The 18,390-nt window shown below is 69.0% G+C and carries 18 protein-coding genes; 16 read left to right on the top strand and 2 right to left on the bottom strand.

Annotation, left to right across the window (positions count from 1 at the left end; translation table 11 throughout):
• The 14 genes from SCNU_RS11825 (at position 1) to SCNU_RS11760 (ending at position 14,262) form a co-directional block, all read left to right on the top strand.
• Positions 1-1,227 (top strand): acetyl-CoA C-acetyltransferase, encoded by a 1,227-nt coding sequence (locus SCNU_RS11825; protein WP_202945099.1) that lies wholly within the window; start codon positions 1-3, stop codon positions 1,225-1,227.
• Between the two features lie 7 nt (positions 1,228-1,234).
• Complete coding sequence (locus SCNU_RS11820) at positions 1,235-1,960, top strand: GntR family transcriptional regulator (protein WP_009679611.1); 726 nt, start codon at positions 1,235-1,237, stop codon at positions 1,958-1,960.
• Positions 1,957-3,186 (top strand): CoA transferase, encoded by a 1,230-nt coding sequence (locus SCNU_RS11815; RefSeq protein ID WP_009679610.1) that lies wholly within the window; start codon positions 1,957-1,959, stop codon positions 3,184-3,186. Before SCNU_RS11820 ends, SCNU_RS11815 begins: the two co-directional genes overlap by 4 nt.
• A gap of 265 nt (positions 3,187-3,451) precedes the next feature.
• A complete protein-coding gene (locus tag SCNU_RS11810; protein ID WP_009679609.1) occupies positions 3,452-4,834 on the top strand; it encodes an MFS transporter in 1,383 nt (460 codons plus the stop codon).
• Positions 4,831-6,327 (top strand): aldehyde dehydrogenase, encoded by a 1,497-nt coding sequence (locus SCNU_RS11805; RefSeq protein ID WP_009679608.1) that lies wholly within the window; start codon positions 4,831-4,833, stop codon positions 6,325-6,327. The genes SCNU_RS11810 and SCNU_RS11805 overlap by 4 nt, the downstream gene beginning before the upstream one ends.
• Positions 6,328-6,409: 82 nt before the next feature.
• Positions 6,410-7,345 carry a VOC family protein gene (locus SCNU_RS11800; protein WP_009679607.1) on the top strand — a complete coding sequence of 312 codons (936 nt, stop codon included), beginning with the start codon at positions 6,410-6,412 and terminating at the stop codon, positions 7,343-7,345.
• The gene (locus tag SCNU_RS11795; protein ID WP_009679606.1) at positions 7,342-8,136 is read left to right on the top strand and encodes an alpha/beta fold hydrolase; all 795 of its coding nucleotides are present in this window, start codon (positions 7,342-7,344) and stop codon (positions 8,134-8,136) included. The genes SCNU_RS11800 and SCNU_RS11795 overlap by 4 nt, the downstream gene beginning before the upstream one ends.
• 40 nt (positions 8,137-8,176) lie before the next feature.
• Entirely contained in the window at positions 8,177-8,677 is a 501-nt protein-coding gene (locus tag SCNU_RS11790; protein ID WP_009679605.1) for a cupin domain-containing protein, read from the top strand.
• A gap of 3 nt (positions 8,678-8,680) precedes the next feature.
• Entirely contained in the window at positions 8,681-9,430 is a 750-nt protein-coding gene (locus SCNU_RS11785; protein ID WP_040518272.1) for an SDR family oxidoreductase, read from the top strand.
• Positions 9,431-9,447: 17 nt separating this feature from the next.
• Positions 9,448-10,233: an SDR family oxidoreductase gene (locus SCNU_RS11780; RefSeq protein WP_009679603.1), complete on the top strand. Its 786-nt coding sequence runs from the start codon at positions 9,448-9,450 to the stop codon at positions 10,231-10,233.
• A 65-nt stretch (positions 10,234-10,298) separates the two neighbouring features.
• Positions 10,299-11,939 (top strand): thiamine pyrophosphate-binding protein, encoded by a 1,641-nt coding sequence (locus SCNU_RS11775; RefSeq protein WP_009679602.1) that lies wholly within the window; start codon positions 10,299-10,301, stop codon positions 11,937-11,939.
• A 98-nt stretch (positions 11,940-12,037) separates the two neighbouring features.
• On the top strand, positions 12,038-13,000 hold the full coding sequence (locus SCNU_RS11770; RefSeq protein WP_040518270.1) for a PDR/VanB family oxidoreductase: 963 nt from the start codon (positions 12,038-12,040) through the stop codon (positions 12,998-13,000).
• 11 nt (positions 13,001-13,011) lie between these two features.
• Positions 13,012-13,230: a recombinase-like helix-turn-helix domain-containing protein gene (locus SCNU_RS11765; protein ID WP_009679600.1), complete on the top strand. Its 219-nt coding sequence runs from the start codon at positions 13,012-13,014 to the stop codon at positions 13,228-13,230.
• Positions 13,231-14,262, top strand: a complete 1,032-nt coding sequence (locus tag SCNU_RS11760) for an aromatic ring-hydroxylating oxygenase subunit alpha (protein WP_009679599.1) — start codon at positions 13,231-13,233, stop codon at positions 14,260-14,262.
• Between the two features lie 227 nt (positions 14,263-14,489).
• Here the strand turns inward: SCNU_RS11760 and SCNU_RS11755 are convergent, their stop codons facing one another.
• Positions 14,490-15,029, bottom strand: a complete 540-nt coding sequence (locus SCNU_RS11755) for a MarR family winged helix-turn-helix transcriptional regulator (RefSeq protein WP_009679598.1) — start codon at positions 15,027-15,029, stop codon at positions 14,490-14,492.
• A 47-nt stretch (positions 15,030-15,076) separates the two neighbouring features.
• Entirely contained in the window at positions 15,077-15,442 is a 366-nt protein-coding gene (locus tag SCNU_RS11750; RefSeq protein ID WP_009679597.1) for a RidA family protein, read from the bottom strand.
• Between the two features lie 205 nt (positions 15,443-15,647).
• Here SCNU_RS11750 and SCNU_RS11745 point away from each other — a divergent pair, with 205 nt between their 5' ends.
• Positions 15,648-16,379 (top strand): hypothetical protein, encoded by a 732-nt coding sequence (locus SCNU_RS11745; RefSeq protein WP_009679596.1) that lies wholly within the window; start codon positions 15,648-15,650, stop codon positions 16,377-16,379.
• Positions 16,379-18,388 carry a YhgE/Pip domain-containing protein gene (locus tag SCNU_RS11740; protein WP_009679595.1) on the top strand — a complete coding sequence of 670 codons (2,010 nt, stop codon included), beginning with the start codon at positions 16,379-16,381 and terminating at the stop codon, positions 18,386-18,388. The genes SCNU_RS11745 and SCNU_RS11740 overlap by 1 nt, the downstream gene beginning before the upstream one ends.
• Positions 18,389-18,390 lie beyond the last annotated feature (2 nt).

Below are 18,390 nucleotides of genomic sequence, written 5' to 3'. Positions count from 1 at the left end.
ATGTCCTCAGGTCAGACGCTGCGACGCGCAGCCATAGTGAATCCGCTGCGCACGCCGGTCGGGTCGTTCGGCGGCTCGCTGCGCGACGTGCCGGTGGAGCACCTCGGCGCAGACGTCGTCGAGGCCGTGGTGCAGCGGTCGGGCATCGACCCCGCGCGGATCGACGACGTGGTGTTCGCGCAGAGCTACGCCAACTCCGAGGTGCCGTGCGTCGGGCGGTGGCTGGCGCTGGCCGCGGGACTGCCGGTGGAGGTGCCGGGGATGCAGCTCGACCGCCGATGCGGCGGTGGCCTGCAGGCTCTGGTCACGGCGGCGATGATGGTGCAGACCGGTGCCGCCGATGCCGTGCTGGCGGGCGGCGTCGAGTCGATGAGCCGGATCGAGTACTACTCGACCACCAACAGATTCGGTGCGCGGTCCGGGAACTCGATCCTCTACGACCGTCTCGACCGCGGCCGCGAGCGCAGCCAGCCGGAGGAGAGGTTCGGGAGGATCTCCGGGATGATCGAGACCGCCGAGAACCTGGCCGCCGACTTCGGGCTGTCGCGGGAGGCCGCGGACGCCTACGCGGCGCGCAGCCATCAGCGCGCGCACGAGGCGTGGGAGACCGGGCGGTTCGACGCCGAAGTGGTGCCGGTGTCCGTTCCGCAGAGCAAGGGCGATCCGGTGGTGTTCGCGCGCGACGAGGGCGTCCGGCCGGATTCGACCGCCGAGACGCTGGCCCGGCTGCGGACTGTCATACAGGGCGGCACCGTGACCGCGGGTAACGCCAGTCAGCAGAACGACGCCGCGGCGGCATGCCTCGTCGTCGCGGAGGATCGCCTCGGCGAACTCGGCCTGGAGCCCCTGGGCTTCCTCACCGGCTGGGCAGCCGCCGGATGCGACCCGTCGCGCATGGGTTTCGGTCCGGTTCCGGCCACGCAGAAGCTCGCGGATCGTTTCGGAATCGGAATGACAGATCTGCTCGACTCGATGGATCTGGTCGAGCTGAACGAGGCGTTCGCGGTCCAGGTCCTCGCGGTGTTGGAGGGCTGGGACTGGCGCGACCACGACCGGCTCAACGTCAACGGCTCGGGCATTTCGCTCGGACATCCGATCGGTGCGACCGGCGTGCGGATGGTGACGACCATGCTGCACGAACTGCATCGTCGAGGCGGCGGTCGCGGCCTTGCGACGATGTGCATCGGCGGCGGGCAGGGACTCGCCGCGACCTTCGAGGCGATCTGAGGCGACCGTGACAGTCAACGCGCGACCCCAGCTCTCCGACGACGTGGCGACCCACGTTCGGGAGATGATCCTCTCCGGGCAGGTGAAGCCCGGCGAGTTCCTGCGGACCGAGCCGATCGCCGCCGCGCTGGGGATCAGCAACACCCCGGTCCGCGAGGGCTTGGTCCGGCTCAGCGGCGAGGGTTTCGTGGAGGCGCTGCCACGGCGCGGCTTCGCGGTCGCCGCGTTCCGCGCCCAGGACATCCGCGACCTCTTCTGGGTGCAGGCGATGCTGGCCGGCCGACTGGCGGCACGGGCCGCCGAGCAGATCACCGCCGCCCAGCTCGACGAACTGGAGGCGCTGAACACGGCACGGGCGGCGGCCAGTGTGCGTGGTGACGAGGCGTCCGAGGTCAAACGCGGCCACGAGTTCCATCGCGCGGTGAATCTCGCGGCGGACTCGCCTCGACTGACGAACCTGCTCGGGCAGCTGTCACGACGGCTGTCGAGCACCTTCTACAACGACGTCGAGGGCCACGACGACGAGACGCAGACCGCTCATGAGGCGATCGTCGACGCCCTGCGCGACCGCGACGGAGCGTCGGCCGCACGGCTGATGCGGGCACACATCATGGGCGGCGTGGACGAGCTGATCGCCGAGCTCGCCGACCGGGGGATCTTCGCCGATCCCGATCCCGGCGGCGAACTGCCGCCACGTGACTCGCACGACCACCGGACGACGGAGGACTCATGACCGCTGCCGACACCGCACTGCCGCTCGCCGGCGTCCGCGTCGTGGAGTTCGCCAGCTTCGTCGCCGGGCCCAGTTCGGGGATGGCGCTCGCCCAACTCGGCGCCGAGGTGATCCGCGTCGACCCGGTCGGCGGCAATGCCGACTATCGGCGGTGGCCGCTGTCCACGCGGACCGGCGGGAGCCTGTACTGGAATTCGCTCAACCGGGGGAAGAAGTCGGTCGAGCTGAACCTGCGGACCGAGGACGGGCGGGACCTGCTGCTGGCGCTGGCCACTGCTCCCGGTCCGGACGCGGGCATCGTGGTGGACAACGCCGTCGGCCGGAACTGGTTCTCGTACGACGCCCTCGCCGCTCGGCGCGCGGACGTGATCGCCGTGCGCGTCGAAGGTCGCGCCGACGGCTCGGCCGCCGTCGACTACACCGTCAACGGAGGGTCGGGGGTCGCGTCGCTGACCGGGCCCGCGGACTCCGACCGTCCGGTCAACCACGTCCTGCCCGCCTGGGACCTGCTGTGCGGCCAGGAGGTGGTGACCGCGGTGCTCGCCTCCCTGCGCCGCCGCGACCGCACCGGGCGGGGCGCGCATGTGCAGATCGCGCTGTCGGACGTCGCGATGGCGGCGGTCGCCGATCTGGGCTGGTACTCGGAGGCCGCTGAACGCGGTGCGCGGGCTCGCCACGGCAACCACCTGTACGGCAGCTTCGGCACCGACTTCGCCGCCTCCGATGGCGGGCGGGTGATGATCGTCGCGCTCACTCCGAGGCAGTGGGCGGCTATCGGCGCGGCCACGGGGACTTCGGAAGTGCTTGCTGCGCTGGAGAAATCGCTGCACGCCGACTTCTCCTCGGATGAGGACCGCTATACCCACCGCGAGGTGATCGAGGCGGTGCTCCGTCCGTGGTTCGCGGCCCGGACCACCGTCGAGGTGCAGGAGGCGCTGACCGCCGCAGGAGTGCTGTGGGGTCCGTACCGGACGACGGCCGACGTCGTGGCGGGCTTCGCGCGCGACCCTTCGGCGGAGCCGGTGCTGAGCGCGCTGGACCAGCCCGGCATCGGTGAGGTCGTCTCGGCGAGCGCCCCGGCGCGCTGGGACGAGGCGTACTCGGGAACCTCGCCTGCGGCGGCATTGGGGCACGACACGGACGACGTGCTGTCGGAGGTGCTGGGCCTGCGTCCGGCGCAACTCGCTCGACTGCGCGATGCGGGCGTGATCGGCGGACCCCGGTAGGGCGTCACCGAGCGATTGGATGAGTGACGGCGGCGTCGGCGACTGAGGTCGCAGGCGCCGCCGTTCGTGTGCGCTCCGGTGAGCCGATCGTGGCCGTCGCCGCCTCGAGAAAGCCGGGCGCACCTGCGAAAAGAAGTCCACGACACAAATCGCTCGACATGTGACCCACAAAACAGTTAAGCTCTAAACAATCGAGGTGCTAGATATTGGCCCGAGTGCGGGCGATCTCGGAATCGCCGGCGGCAACTTGATCTGAAGGAAACTGATGAAAGCAACCCAGCAGCGGACGGTCAGCGTCTCGGCTGATGCGATCAATGCGCGGATGGAACGGCTGCCGATGAGCGGCTGGCAAGTCAAAGCGCGGATCATCGTCGGAGCGGTCACGTTCTTCGACGGCTTCGACCAACTGATGATCGCCTACTCCCTGCCGGATCTCCCCGGCTCGTGGGGCGTCCTCGGCAACTCGTGGCTCACCGGCTGGGTGATCGCCGTCGGCGGCATCGGCATGCTGCTCGGAGCGCTCGGCGGCGGCTGGCTCGCCGACCGCATCGGCCGGCTCAACGTGATCCAGCTGGCCCTCGTGATCTACGCGATCACGAGCCTGATCATGGCCTTCACCCACTCGCTCGAACTCTTCATGAGCATGCGCGTGATCCAGGGCATCGGCCTCGGCGCGGAAGTGCCGGTCGCCGCGGCGTACATCGGCGAGATCGCCCGGACGCACAAGCGCGGACGCTTCGTGCTGCTCTACGAGACCATCTTCCCGATCGGGCTCGTGATGTCTGCGATCGTCTCCTCCTGGGTGGTCCCGCGGTGGGGCTACGAATGGCTCTTCGTCCTCGGCGCCGTGCCGGTGGTCCTGGTGCCGTTCCTGCGCAGGCTGCCGGAATCGCCGCGCTGGCTGGCCGCCCGCGGTCGCCTCGACGACGCCGACGAGTCGATGACCCGCATCGAGAACGAGGTCGTCACCCGCTACGGCAAGGTGCTCGAGGCCCCGCGGCCGACGAACCCAGACGCGGTCGTCAACGTCCGTGCCCGTTTCACCGACCTGTTCGAGGGCGTCTACCTGCGGCGCACGCTGATGCTGGCGACCATCTGGCTCTCCGCCTACTTCGTCAACTACGGCATCGCCTCCTGGCTGCCGACCCTGTACCGCCAGTACTTCGGCCTCAGCGTGGGAACTGCACTGCACTACAGCATCTTCACCACCCTCGCCGGTCTGGTGGGCTGCGTCCTCGTCGCCTTCCTCATCGACAACTTGGGACGCCGCATCTGCATCGCAGGCGCGATGGCGCTGTGCACGCTCGTCCTCGGACTGCTCGCCTGGTTCGGCACCAGTACCGCTGTCGCGGTGCTCGGCTGGTCGGCCGCGGCCGCACTGCTGGTGTTCTCGGTCAACATGGCGCTCTACGTCTACACCGCCGAGCTGTACCCGACCCGTATGCGCGCCATGGGCGCCGCCTTCGGCGGAGCGGCCGGCCGTCTCGGCATCATCGTCGGCCCGCTGTCGGTCGGCTGGATCCTCACCAACGGCTCGCTGAGCTGGGTCTTCATCACCTTCGCGATCATTGCGGGCATCGGGTCGATCGTCGTCGCCCTCTTCGCCCAGGAGACCAAGGAACGCACTCTCGAGGAGATCTCCGAATGAGTCCCGAATACATCCGCGTCCCCGACGAGATGCTGGTCGGCGGGAAGTGGCGCCAGGCCGACGGTCCGACGACCCAGGTGCTGAACCCGGCGACGGGTCAGGTGCTGCAGACCGTCTCGCAGTCCTCGGCCGACGACGTCGACGAGGCAGTCGCGCGCGGCGCGGAGGCGGCGAACGACCCGGCGTGGCGCGACCTGCTGCCGCATCAGCGGGCTCGCTACCTGCACGCGATCGCCGATGCGATCGACGCCGGCGCCGAGCGTCTGGCCACCTTGCAGACCTTCAACACCGGTAAGACGCTGCACGAGACCCGCGGTCTGGTGGCCAGCGCCGCCGCGACCTTCCGCTACTTCGCCGCCGTTCTCGAGACCTCCGACGAGGCGATGACGACCAGCCGCGGCGACTACTGCACCTGGGTCAAGCACGAGGCCATCGGCGTCGTCGGGGCCATCGCGCCGTGGAACTCGCCCGTCGCCAGCGACGCGCAGAAGATCGCTCCGGCGCTGGCCGCGGGCAACGCGGTGATCCTCAAGCCCGCCGAGTGGACGCCGCTGGTGTCGCTCGCTCTCGCCCGGCTGATCATGGACGCCGGACTGCCAGCCGGACTGCTGTCGGTGCTCCCGGGGCGCGGTTCGGTGGTCGGCGACGCGATCGTGCGCCATCCGGGGGTCGGCAAGGTGTCGTTCACCGGCGGCACGTCCACCGGCCGCGGCATCGCACACCTCGCGGCGGAGAAGCTGATGCCCGTCTCGCTGGAACTCGGCGGCAAGTCCCCGACGGTGGTGCTCGAGGACGCCGACATCGACCAGGCCGTCGCCGGCGTGATGTACGGGATCTTCTCCTCGTCGGGACAGAGCTGCATCGCCGGTTCCCGGCTGTTCGTCGCCGAGTCGATCTACGACGACTTCCTCGACAGGCTCGTCGAATGCACGCGGGCGTTGCCGGTGGGTGACGGATTCGACTCGGCCTCGCGCGTCGGTCCGCTGGTGCACCCGAAGCATCGCGACGGTGTCGCGGCCTACGTCGACCTCGCCCGTGAGGAAGGCGGCCGGATCCGTTGCGGCGGTTCGGCGCCCGACGACCCCGAGCTGGCCGACGGCTCCTACTACCTCCCGACGATCATCGACGGCCTGCCGAACGATGCGCGGGTGTGCCAGGAGGAGATCTTCGGCCCGGTACTCGTGGTCCTGCCGTTCCGTGACGAGGACGATCTGGTCGCCCAGGCCAACGACAGCGTCTACGGGCTCGCCGCCGGGGTGTGGACTCGCGACTATCGACGGGCCCTTCGGCTCGCGGACCGGATCGAGGCGGGCAACGTCTGGATCAACACCTACAAGGTGTTCTCCATCTCGACGCCGTTCGGCGGGGTGAAGGAGAGCGGACTCGGCACCGAGAAGGGGCGCGAAGGCATCGCCGCGTACTCGCGGGTCAAGAGCGTGTACCTCGGCATGTCGGCCGAGCCGAATCCGTGGGCGGGCGTTCCGCGCGCCTGATCCTGGCGGCGGAGATTCGGTGAACCGCGCCGATCTAATAGTTCAGCACTCAACTAGTCATCACCAAGATAAAGGAGCGACGATGAAGGAACCGATCGCAAAGCTCCGACGGCTTCGGTCCGTGGAGTTGCGCACCACCGCATGCGCCGATTCGGCGGACTTCTACACCGATGTGTGGGGTCTCCGGGCCGTCGAGCGGGGCGACGGCGAGGCGTGGCTGCGCGGCACGGGCGACGAGCACCACGTGCTCCAGTTGACCGCCGCCGAACAGAACGGACTGGGCCGCATCACGTTCGCGGTCGCCACGCCGGCCGAGGTCGACGAGGCGGCCCGCCGGCTCGACGCCCGCAACGTCCCGATCATCGCCGGTCCCGGCCCGACCGGCGAGATCTCCGCCGGATACGGCGTCAGCTTCGTCGACCCGGAGGGCCGGATCATCCAACTCCTGGCCGACGCCCTCGCGGTGCCGATGCTCCGCCGCGAGGAGGCGGTCCCGGTCGGCGTCACCCACGTCGTCCTGAACACCGTCGACATCGACGCCTCGGTCGAGTTCTACACGGACGTTCTCGGGATGCGCGTGTCCGACTGGTCCGAGCACCAGATGGCGTTCCTGCGGTGCAACTCCGACCACCACAGCATCGCCTTCAACCAGGCCGAGTGGGCGTCGGTCAATCACGTCGCCTACGAGATGCCGACCATCGACCAGTTCATGCGCGGCATCGGCAGGCTCCGGCACCACCGGGTCCTACCGCTCTGGGGCCCGGGCCGGCACGGTCCCGGCGACAACACCTTCTCCTACTTCGCCGATCCCGGTGGCCTGGTGTGCGAGTACACCTCCGGCGTCGCGCAGGTCGACGAGGACCGCTGGCTGTGCCGCGTCTGGCGCCGGGTGCCCGAGCTGTCGGACACCTGGGGCACCGCGGGACCGCCGTCCGTCGATGTCCGCACCCACATGGCGGGAGTGCCCGACCGCGGCGCGTTCGACCGTCACCCGGATCTGCTGGGAGTGACCCGATGACCGCCCCGGCGGCGGCGCTGAACGTCGTCGACGAGGGACGAGGCCCGGCGCTGGTGATGCTCCACGGCATCGGCGGCAGTTCCCGATCGTTCGCTGCGCAGTACGGCGAGCTGGCCGAGCGGATGCGCCTGATCGCCTGGGACGCACCGGGATACGGAGAGTCCGACGATGTCGACGGCCCACTGTCGATGGATGACTACGCCGATGCCGTCGCTGCCCTCATCGAGGAGCGGTGCGGTGAGCGGGGCGCACACGTCCTGGGCATGTCCTGGGGCGGCGTGATCGCGACGCGCCTGGCTCTGCGTCGCCCGGACCTCGTCCGCAGCCTGGTGCTCGGCAGTTCGACCGTCGGTTCCGGCGCCACTCCGGAGGGCGCGGAGGCGATGCGTGCGCGTGCCGCGGAGGTCGACGGTGACCGCGAGCAGTTCACCCGGACCCGGGCCGCTCGACTCCTGGGCGACGGCGCCTCCGACAACGCGATCACCGCAGCGGCCGCCGAGATGGCCGCAGCCATCCGGCCGGCCGGATACCGGAGCGCCGCCGAGGCGATGGCCGCCACCGACCACACCGACGACCTCGGGTCGATCGACATCCCGACCCTGGTGCTCGCGGGCGATCGCGACGAGGTCACCGGCCACGCCGCCGCACAGGTGCTTGCGGGCGGTATCCCCGGCGCCGTCTACGTGATGCTGCGCGACGCCGGACACCTCGCCAACAAGGACTCGCCCGAGGCCTTCAACGCCTGGCTGGAGTCGTTCATCCAGATCGCCGAACGTCTCCGCAACCACTGACCCGATCACTGAATCATCCAACAAGAACAGGAGCTCCGCCATGGACTACCAGACCGCTGACCTCGCCGAATACGCCGACTCGATCATCCTCACCCGCGAAAGCCGACTGGAGGACTGGGACGCCCTCGGCTTCCAGACCAAGGCGGGCGACCAGTTCGCCCGCGCACAGATCCGGTACGTCGGATCGGGTGCGACCGGCGACCACTCGAGCGACACCCACACGATCAAGTCGCAGGGGTTCACCTTCTCGAACATGCTGCTGCCCGCCGGTGCCGAGGGCCCCGAGCACACGCATTTCGACGCCGAAGAGGCCTTCTTCGTGCTCGAGGGCGAGATCGAGGTGGCAGTGCACCGCGGCGACGAGATCGCCAAGCGCACGCTCGGCTACCGCGACATGATCGTCGTCCCGGCCGGCGTTCCGCGCAGCCTCAAGAACAACACCGATGAGCCTGCACTGTTCTGCGTGATCATCGGCGCCCAGAAGCCGCAGGTCCCCACTTACCCGGAGACCTCGGTCATGCACGGAATCACTCGGGACTGATCGATGTCGTTGCAGGACAGAACGATTGTGATCACCGGGAGTGGCCGCGGCCTGGGGCTGGCGATCGCCGGACGCCTGGGCGCGGACGGCGCTCACGTGTGGATCACCGACGTCCGCGAGGACTGGGGCCGCGCCGCCGTGAACGGCCTGCGCGAGAACGGGATCACGGCGCAGTTCTGTCCCGTCGACGTGCGGTCGCCGGAGTCGGTCGACGCGATGGTCGAGGCCGTCGCCGCGACCGGACCGATCTACGGACTGGTCAACAACGCGGCGCTGGCCGACGGCGTGGGCGGCAAGGCCGTCCACGAGCTCCCGGTCGAGGACTGGGACCGGGTGCTCGACGTCAATCTCCGGGGCACGTTCCTGGTCAGCCGTGCCGTCGCGCCGCATCTGATCGACGCGGGCGGTGGCCGGATCGTCACCATCGGTTCGGACGCCGCGTTGTACGGCTCGGCTCGGCTGTGCCACTACATCTCATCCAAGGGCGGGGTGTCGGCCCTGACTCGCGCCATGGCGCGCGATCTCGGGCCGCACGGCATCACCGTCAACACCGTCTCCCCGGGGCTCACCGAATCGGAGTCCGCGGAGATGGTGCCCGAGCACCGCCACGAGCTCTATCGGCGCAACCGTGCACTCACCCGATCGCAGGAACCCGCCGACCTGGTCGGCGCGGTGGCCTTCCTCCTCGGCGACGAGGCCTCGTACATCACGGGGCAGGAACTCGTCGTCGACGGCGGATTCGTCTTCCACTGACTCAGAACAGGTTCGACATGGATCTCCTACTCTCCGGCCGCACCTACGTCGTCACCGGCGGCAGTTCGGGTGTCGGTCTGGCGACCGTCGCCGCGCTCGTCACCGAGGGCGCCAACGTCGCGACGTGCGCTCGCGACGGCGACCGACTGGCGGCTGCCGTCGCCGAGGTCGCACCCGGGGCGGGCGACCGCGTGTTCGCGACGTCGGCCGACGTGCGCAGCCGCGACGACGTGAACGCGCTGGTCGCCGGCACGGTCGACCGTTTCGGCGCGCTCGACGGTCTCGTCAACAACGCGGGCGGCTCGCGTATGAAGCCGCTCTGGGAGACGGGGCTCGACGAGTGGCACGACGAGCTCGACCTGAAGTTCGCGGGGGTGCTGAACCCGGTCGACGCCGCTCGGGAGCACCTGCGAGCATCGGATGCGGCATCGATCGTGAACATCAACGCGGTGCTCGCCCGGCAGCCGGAGACCCGACTGATCGCCACGTCGGCGGCGCGCGCCGGCCTGCTCAATCTCAGCAAGTCGCTCTCGTTCGACCTCGCGCCGGAGATCCGGGTGAACTCGGTGCTCCTCGGCCTCATCGACACGGGCCAGTGGCAGCGCCGCTATGCCGCTTCCGGCGACGACCGCCCGTTCGCGGAGTGGGAGCGGGACATCGTCTCCGACCGCGGCGTCGCCCTGCGGCGATTCGGTCGCGCCGAGGAAGTCGCGGCCGTCGTGGCGATGCTGCTCTCACCCCGTTCGTCGTACGTCACCGGCTCGACCGTCGAGGTCGCAGGCGGCGTCTCGCGATACGTCTGACTCGGATCGCCCGATCCCGGTCAACCCAATCCAGATCAATCAGCCCAGATCAGCGGGAGAATCCCATGAACCAGAAGTCGCAGGCCAACGGCGGCGATCTGCTAGTCCAAGTCCTTCGCGAAGCCGGCGTCGACACGGTGTTCGGCATCGTCAGCGTCCACAACCTGCCCCTCGTGGAGGCCGTGGCCAAGCAACTGCGCTTCGTCCCGGTGCGGCACGAGGCCGGCGCGGTCAACGCCGCCGACGGCTATGCCCGTGCTTCCGGCGGCCTCGGCTGCGCGTTGACCAGCACCGGCACCGGCGCGGGCAACGCGGCGGGCTCGCTGATCGAATCGCTGTCCGCCGACACCCCGGTTCTGCACATCACCGGACAGGTGCAGTCGCAATACCTCGGGTCGGGTCGCGGATTCATCCACGAGACCAAGGACCAGCTCGGCATGCTGCGGGCCGTGTCGGCGCATGCCGCGACGATCACCGACGCGGCCGGTGCCGGCGACATCCTCCGCGACGGCGTGCGCCGCGCGCTGACGCCGCGCGGCGGCCCGGTCTCCATCGAGTGGCCCATCGATCTGCAGTACGCGGCGCAGGACGTCACCGAGGGGCGGATCCCGCCCGCGGTCGAACTCCCCGAGCCCGCCGCCGACGACATGGCCGCGATCCGGGCCGCGATCGCCGCCGCACGACGCCCGGTGATCTGGGCGGGCGGCGGTGCCGCGCGCGCGGGTAAGGAACTGACCGCGCTCATCGAACAGTGGGGCGTCCCGTTGCTGACCAGCAACTCAGGTCGCGGCGCCGTCGACGAGTCGCATGAACTGTGCATCGGCAACTACGGTGCGACCCCGGGCGGTCGGGAGCTGCTGGCCGACGCCGACCTCCTGGTCTCGCTCGGCACCCACTTCCGCAGCAATGAGACCGGCGACTACTCGATCCCGGTGCCCGAAAAGCACATTCAGATCGACCTCGATCCCGCCGCTCCCGGGCGGGTGTTCCCGGCGACGGTCGCCGCGGTGGCCGACGTCGCGGCGGTCGTCGCCGACCTTCTCGCCACGGTGGAGTTCGACGGCCTCGTCGACCCGGAGTGGACACGCCGCGCCGCGACGACGCGCGACGCGGTCCGGGCGAAGCAGCGCGCAGGTCTCGGCGACCATGCGGCTCTGCCCGACGCCATTCGCAGCGTCTTCCCGCCGACCTCACCGGTCGCGCGCGACGTGACCATCGCCTCGAGTTCGTGGGGCAATCGGCTGCTCCCGTTCAGTGATCCGCGAACCAACATCTTCCCCCGCGGCGGCGGCATCGGGCAGGGGCTCGGCATGGCGATCGGGGCCACCCTCGCCGACGAGTCGCATCCGACGCTCGCCATCGCGGGCGACGGCGGACTGGCGGTGCATCTAGGCGAACTGCTCACCGTCGCGCAGGAGAAGCCGTGGCTGGTCGTGATGGTCTTCAACGACGCAGGCTACGGCGTGCTGCGCAACATGCAGGCGGCGACCGGACCGACCTACGCCGTCGATCTGGCCACGCCGGACTTCGCGCAGCTCGCATCGTCGATCGGACTCGACTACCTGCGCATCGAGACCGCAGCGGATGCGGAGCCGGCGCTGAAGGCGGCCGTGGACAAGCGCGCGCCGGTGATCGTCGAGGTCGACCTCGCGTCGTACGGTCCGATGCCGTCGCCGTTCACCCCGCCGGTGACCGTTCCGAAGTGATCAGAGCCGCAGCGAAGAAAGTATGTGACGCGCACAACAACTTAGTGGTAAACTATTAACCACTAAAGCAATTGAGCCTGGCTGGAAGGGTTTGAGTGATGAACCTCGAGACGGGGACCGTTGAACTGGTGGTCCGTGAAATGCGCTGGGAGGCCGACGGCGTGATCGCCGTTCGCCTCGAAGACCAGGGTGGGGCCGCGCTGCCCGACTGGCAGCCGGGCGCCCACATCGACATCCACCTCGGCAAGGGCATCGTCCGCCAGTACTCCCTGTGCGGCGACGCCGATGACAAGACGGCGTACCGGATCGCGGTGCTGCGCGACCCGTCGACCCGCGGTGGTTCCAAGTACGTTCATGAGAGCCTGCGACCGGGGCATGTCGTCTCCGTCAGTGAGCCGCGGAACAACTTCGAACTGCTCTCGTCGCCGAAGTACGTGTTCATCGCCGGCGGCATCGGCATCACGCCGATGCTCCCGATGATCGCGCAGGCCGAGCGGTCCGGGGCCGAGTGGGAGCTCCACTACGGCGGCCGGAGTCGCGACACGATGGCCTTCGTCGATGCGCTCCGCGCGTATGGCGACCGGGTCAGCGTGGTGAGCGAGGACCGCGAAGGCGTCCTCGACCTCGACGCGCTGCTGGGCGAGTCGCGGCCGGACACCCTGGTTTACACGTGCGGTCCGGAGGGGCTCCTCGCGGCCGTCGAGGAGCGGGGCGGCGGCTGGGCCGACGAGACGATCCGGCTGGAGCGGTTCAAGCCGAAGACGCGCGCAGAGAACGAGGAGGAGCCGGCGGAGAAGCCGATCTCCGTCCACTGTGAGAGCTCGGGGACCACCGTCGAGGTGGCGCCCGGCGAAGCGATCCTCGACGCCCTGGAAACGGCAGGCGTCGACGTGCCGAACTCCTGCCGCGAAGGCATGTGCGGCAGTTGCGAGACCCGAGTGCTCAGAGGGGTTCCGGACCATCGGGACTATGTCCTCTCCTCGGCCGAACAGGACTCCGGCGAAACGATGATGATCTGCGTTTCGCGGGCGAAGACAGACGAACTAGTACTGGATCTCTAGGAGGAGACGCGATGAGTCTGTACACGGTGCCGATCCAAACGCGCACAGGTGACCCGACGCCCTACGAACGGCAGCTCGCGGGCGCCATCGAGGAGGTGTTCGGCGGCGGTGAGCACACCCTCGAGGGCCTCGTCGACGGCCTCAACGCCGTCGGCGTCTTCGCGCCCGACGGGCAGGCGTGGACGACCGAGTCGTTCCAGGCCGAGATCCATCGATTGGGAGGCGAGTAGATGGCGCGCGTCTACAGCCGAGGGTCGCTCTCGGCCGATGAGATCTTCGCGACCGGCATGCGCGATCAGTGGCACGCGGTGTGTCCGTCCGACTGGGTGAAGCGCGGGGAGATCCGCAAGCTCCGCAGGCTGAACGAGGACTGGGTGCTGTACCGGCAGTCGGACGGGACCGTTCGCATGCTCGCCGACCGCTGCCCGCACCGCGGTGCACCGCTGTCGCACGGCATGCATCTGGGCGACCGGATCGCCTGCAAGTATCACGGCGTGCAGGTCGGCGGAGACGGCACGGTCCTCGCGGTTCCGGGCATGCCCGGCTGCAACCTGGAGGGCAAGCAGCTGGTCCGTTCACTGCCGGTTCAGGAGGTCGGCGGCGCGATCCTGGCGTGGTTCGGGATCGACACCGAGGCCGAGCCCGCTGCTCTCACCGTGCCGGGACCGCTTGCCGACGAAGGCGTTTCGGAGTTCCTCTGCTACACCGAGTGGGAGGCGCCGTGGCGTTTCGCGGTCGAGAACCTGCTCGACCCGATGCACGGCGCGTTCCTCCACCACGAGTCGCACTCGATGTTCGGCGGCGCGCAGACCGCGCGCTTCCGCATTCGCGAGACCGACCAGGGCTTCTTCTTCGAGAAGACCGACCAGCGCGGCGTCAACTTCGACTGGGTCGAGTTCCGCCGGGAGGGCGTCGACTGGGTGGACCTGGAGATCCCGTACCCCGCCACCGCGGGTCCCGGAGGTCCGTTCGGCATCGCCGGGATGGCGACCCCGATCGATGCGGGAACCACGGCGATCTTCTTCTGGCGGTACCGCCGCGTCACCGGCTGGGAGCGCGATGTGTGGCGCTTCCTCTATCGGACGACGCTGGAGGAGCGGCACTGGGCGGTGCTGGAACAGGATCGCGTGATGCTCGAGGGCATGGCCCCCGACGCGGACCAGGCCGAGAACCTCTATCAGCATGACCTCGGTGTGATCCGGCTGCGCCGCATGTACCGCGCGCAGGCCGAGGAGCAGGCCAAGCTGCTGGCCGACGCCTGACGTGCGACGGCGAACGCCCCCGCCCGGAGATCCCGGGCGGGGGCGTTCCGCTGTGGTCGGTGCCCCACTCGCTGGTTGAGGAGGGGCGGTGCCCATTCGCTGGTTGAGCCGGCCGGAGCGGAGGGCGTGTCGAAACCTGGTGTGTGGTGCTGGGGGTTTCGACTCGCTGCGCTCGCTCAACCATCGGAAGGCGGCGCTCGCTCAACCGTCGGTGGGGTGGCGCGTGCTCAACCGGCGAAGGGCTGTGCTTCGTCGTCCGATTCGGCGTCCAGGATGGACGATTCGAGTCGGCGAAGCAGTTGCGACAAGGAGTTCCGGTCCTCGTCCGAGAGGCTCTCGAGCAGGCGGAGCTCGTTCGAGAAGTGTGCGTTCGCAGCCTGATCGATCACCCGAAGTCCGGTCGTGGTCAGACAGACGTAGACGATCCGGCGGTCGTCCGGGTCGCGCTTGCGTTCGACCAGACCGGTCTTCTCCAGGCGGTCGACACGCAGCGTGACACCGCCGGTGGTCACCAGCATCGTCTTGGCGAGCTCGCCGGAGGTCATGCGATAGGGCGGGCCGGCACGGCGGAGCGAGGCGAGCACGTCGAATGAGGCCATGTTCAAGCCGTACTCGGCGAACAGTCCGCCCAGCGACGTCTGATAGAGCAGGTAGCTGCGATGCAGACGACCGAACACCTGGAGCGCCGAGACGTCCATGTCCGGTCGCTCGACGCCCCACTGCTCGACGATCTCGTCGACAGCGTCACGCTCCTCGCCCTGCTTCATGCCGTGCCTCCCTTCTGTCGACCTCCGGCGGCTGGTGCCCGGTGAGGTCAGTTGTCCTGCGCCACATGAGCGACGGCGTCGATCTCGACAGTTGCGCCGTAGGGCAGGCCGCTGACCTCCAGGAAGGTGCGGGCCGGCCGTGGGACGGCGAACAGTCGCTCGAACTGTCGGTTCGCCTCTTCGCGAAGGGACAGGTCGGTCACGTAGTACGTCAGCTTAACGACGTCCGACAGGCCGGCCCCGGCGGTTGCGAGTCGCTCGGTCATCCGGGCGACGGCGGCGTCGAGGGCGTCGTCGCGTCCGGGGACGGGTTGATACGCGTCGTCGACCGACAGTGCGCCGGAGACGTAGACGGTGTCACCGGCGCGGAACGCCGGGCTGTAGGGGTGCTGGGGTGAGACGCTGACGGTCACGAGATGTACCTCCGGATCGAGTGTTCCGCATTTAGTTTAGTGCTAAATAGTTCGATTGCAAGGAGATTGCGGTGGTCGGCGGTCCGTCTTCGATCGCCCACCGATGCGTGGCCTCGGCCACACCACCATCTGATAACGTGCGTTTGCACACTCTCGCCCGCGTGGGGACCGGCGATGTCCGTCATCCCGACTACGCTGCTGGTTCATGACCGATCACCCCGAGACGGCACCGGATCCGATGGCCGTCGTCGCGCGCGGACTCACCCAGAAGGGGCCGTGGGGACAGGTGTACGGGCCGCTCGACCTCGATATCCCGAGGGGCGGACTCACCATCCTCCGAGCCGAGCCCGGAGCAGGCCGTACCGCATTGCAGATGACTCTCGCCGGGCGGATGAAGCCGAAGGCCGGAAGTCTCGACGTGTTCGGGCGCACCCGGCCGCGGGCGATCTTCAAGGTCGCCTCGCTCGCCGCGGTCCCGGCACTCGACGACGTGTACGCGTCGGTGCGGGTCGTCGACCTGCTGACCGAGAAGATGCGCTGGGACGCGCGCTGGTTCCGGTTGATCGGCAAGGCCACTGACGAGGACCTCGAGCGGATCTGCCGACCGGTGTTCGGCGACCTTCCGCTGCCCGGTCTCGGCGACTACGTCGAAGAGTTGTCGGAGCTGGACGGGCTGCTGTTGCGCGTCGCATTGGCGAACACCAAGCAACTGCCGCTGCTGGTGGTCGGGAACATCGACCAGGTCTCCAGCGACGACGACCATCGGATCCTGGTGTCGCGACTGGCCGCGCTGGGTGCGGCGCAGACGGTCGTGACGACGACGGTCAATCGAGTCGACCCGGGGCTGGGGCACCGTGCCCTCGTCGAAGTGCCGTCGATGCTGACCGACAAGACATTCCATGCGCCCGGCGGCGCTCACGCGGAGGGGGACATCTGATGCTGGCGGGCATGTCGCTCGGCACCGAGCTGAAGCGCTATTCCAAGGGGGCGATGCCGCGCATCGCGATGCTCACGGTGGTGCTGATGCCGCTGCTCTACGGCGCGATGTACTTATGGGTGTTCTGGAATCCGTTCGACGAGGTCTCCAAGGTCCCGGTCGCGCTGGTCAACGAGGACCAGGGCGTGAAGTCCGGTCCCGTGGAGATCAACGCGGGCGATCAGGTGCAGGAGGAACTGCTCTCGTCGGGTCAGCTCGACCTGCATCCGGTCACCGCGGACCAGGCGGCCGACGGACTCGCGCACGGCAAGTACTACTTCACCATCACCATCCCCGAGGACTTCACGTCCTCGATCACCTCGGCCCTCACCCCGAACCCGCACAAGGCGAAGATCGAGTTCACGTTCAACGACGCCAACAACTACCTCGCGGGGGTCATCGGCCAGAGCGCGGCCGCACAGGTCACCCAGGCGATGAACAACACCATCGGGGCGCAGGCCGTCGACCAGGTCCTGGTCGGCCTCACCACCGCAGGCGACGGGATCAAGAAGGCGGCCGACGGCTCTGCCCAGCTCGCCGACGGGCTCCACACCGCGAACGACGGCGCCCACGAGCTGGCGTCGGGCTCACACGAACTCGCGACCAACATGGTCACGGCCCGGGACGGCTCGGCCCAGTTGGCCGACGGAACCGCACAGCTCGCCTCCGGCATCAACGCGGCGACCGCACCGCTCACGAGCCTGCTCAACAGCGTGCAGTCGTCGGGGATCAAGCCGTCGCAGTATGCGGGCGACGCGGCACGGCTGTCGTCGGACCTGTCCGGCGTGCTCAACGTGATCGGCGCCGCCGGCGCGGGGCAGTCACAGGCGGAGAAGACCGTGTCGCAGGTGATCGCCGGCCTCCGGTCCAGCCCGGACCCGAACATGCGCGCCCTCGCCGGCGCGTTGGCGCCGGTGCAGAACTTCTTGCGGACGCAGGGCGTCGACCCGTCGACCACCGCTCGGGTCAATGACCTCGCAAAGCAGTCGGAGACGTTGTCGGCCCAGCTCGGGGACAAGAACTCGCCGCTGCGCAGCACGCTCACCATGCTCGAGAGCGGTGGACTGCAGGACAAGGTCACCCAATTGCGCGACGGCGCAGGCCAACTCGAGACCGGCGCGGCGGCGCTGCATTCCGGGCTGATCCAGCTCACCGACGGCAGCGAGCAGCTCGCCACCGGCGCGGGGCAGCTGGCCGATGGAACCACGCAGCTGTCGGCGGGTGCCGACGAGCTCGCGGCCGGGCTGGACGACGGCGTCAAGCAGATCCCGAACTTCGGCGACGACGCGCAGCGTCAGAAGACGGCGGCGAACCTGTCGCAGCCGGTCGAGCTGAGCTCCTTCACCGAGAACCGCGCGCCGACGTTCGGCACCGGCTTCGCGCCGTTCTTCCTGCCGCTCGCCATGTTCATCGGCACCATCATCATCTGGATGATGCTCAAGCCCCTGCAGTCGAGGCCGGTGATCGGCGGACTCGGCGGTCTGCGCTCGGTGCTGGCGTCGTACTGGCCCGCGGTGCTGATCGCGGTCGCGCAGGTGGTCGTGATGTTCGCCGTCGCGCACTTCGCGGTCGGCCTGGACGCGGTCCACCCGCTCGGCATGCTCGGCTTCATGCTGCTGGTGTCGGGGGCGTTCCTGGCGCTGATACAGATGTTCAACGCGGTGCTGGGAGTCGCGGTCGGACGGGTGGTGTCGCTGGCTTTCCTGATGGTGCAGATCGTCGCGTCCGGCGGCATCTATCCGGTGGAGACGACGGCGACACCCGCGCAATGGTTCCATCCGTACGATCCGATGAGCTATGCCGTCACCGGACTGCGCCAGCTGATCAGCGGCGGCGTCGACCACCGACTGTGGATCTCCGTAGCGGTTCTCGCCGGGGTCGCGGTGGGTGCGCTCGCCATCAGTTCGTGGGCGGCGAGACGGAATCGCCAGTACACGATGGAGCAGTTGTTCCCGCCGATCGAAGTGTGATC

The organism is Gordonia neofelifaecis NRRL B-59395, assembly GCF_000192435.1.
In the GTDB taxonomy this organism is placed as follows: domain Bacteria; phylum Actinomycetota; class Actinomycetes; order Mycobacteriales; family Mycobacteriaceae; genus Gordonia; species Gordonia neofelifaecis.
Note: the sequence above shows the minus strand (reverse complement) of the source record. Positions and strands in the feature narration are given on the sequence as shown.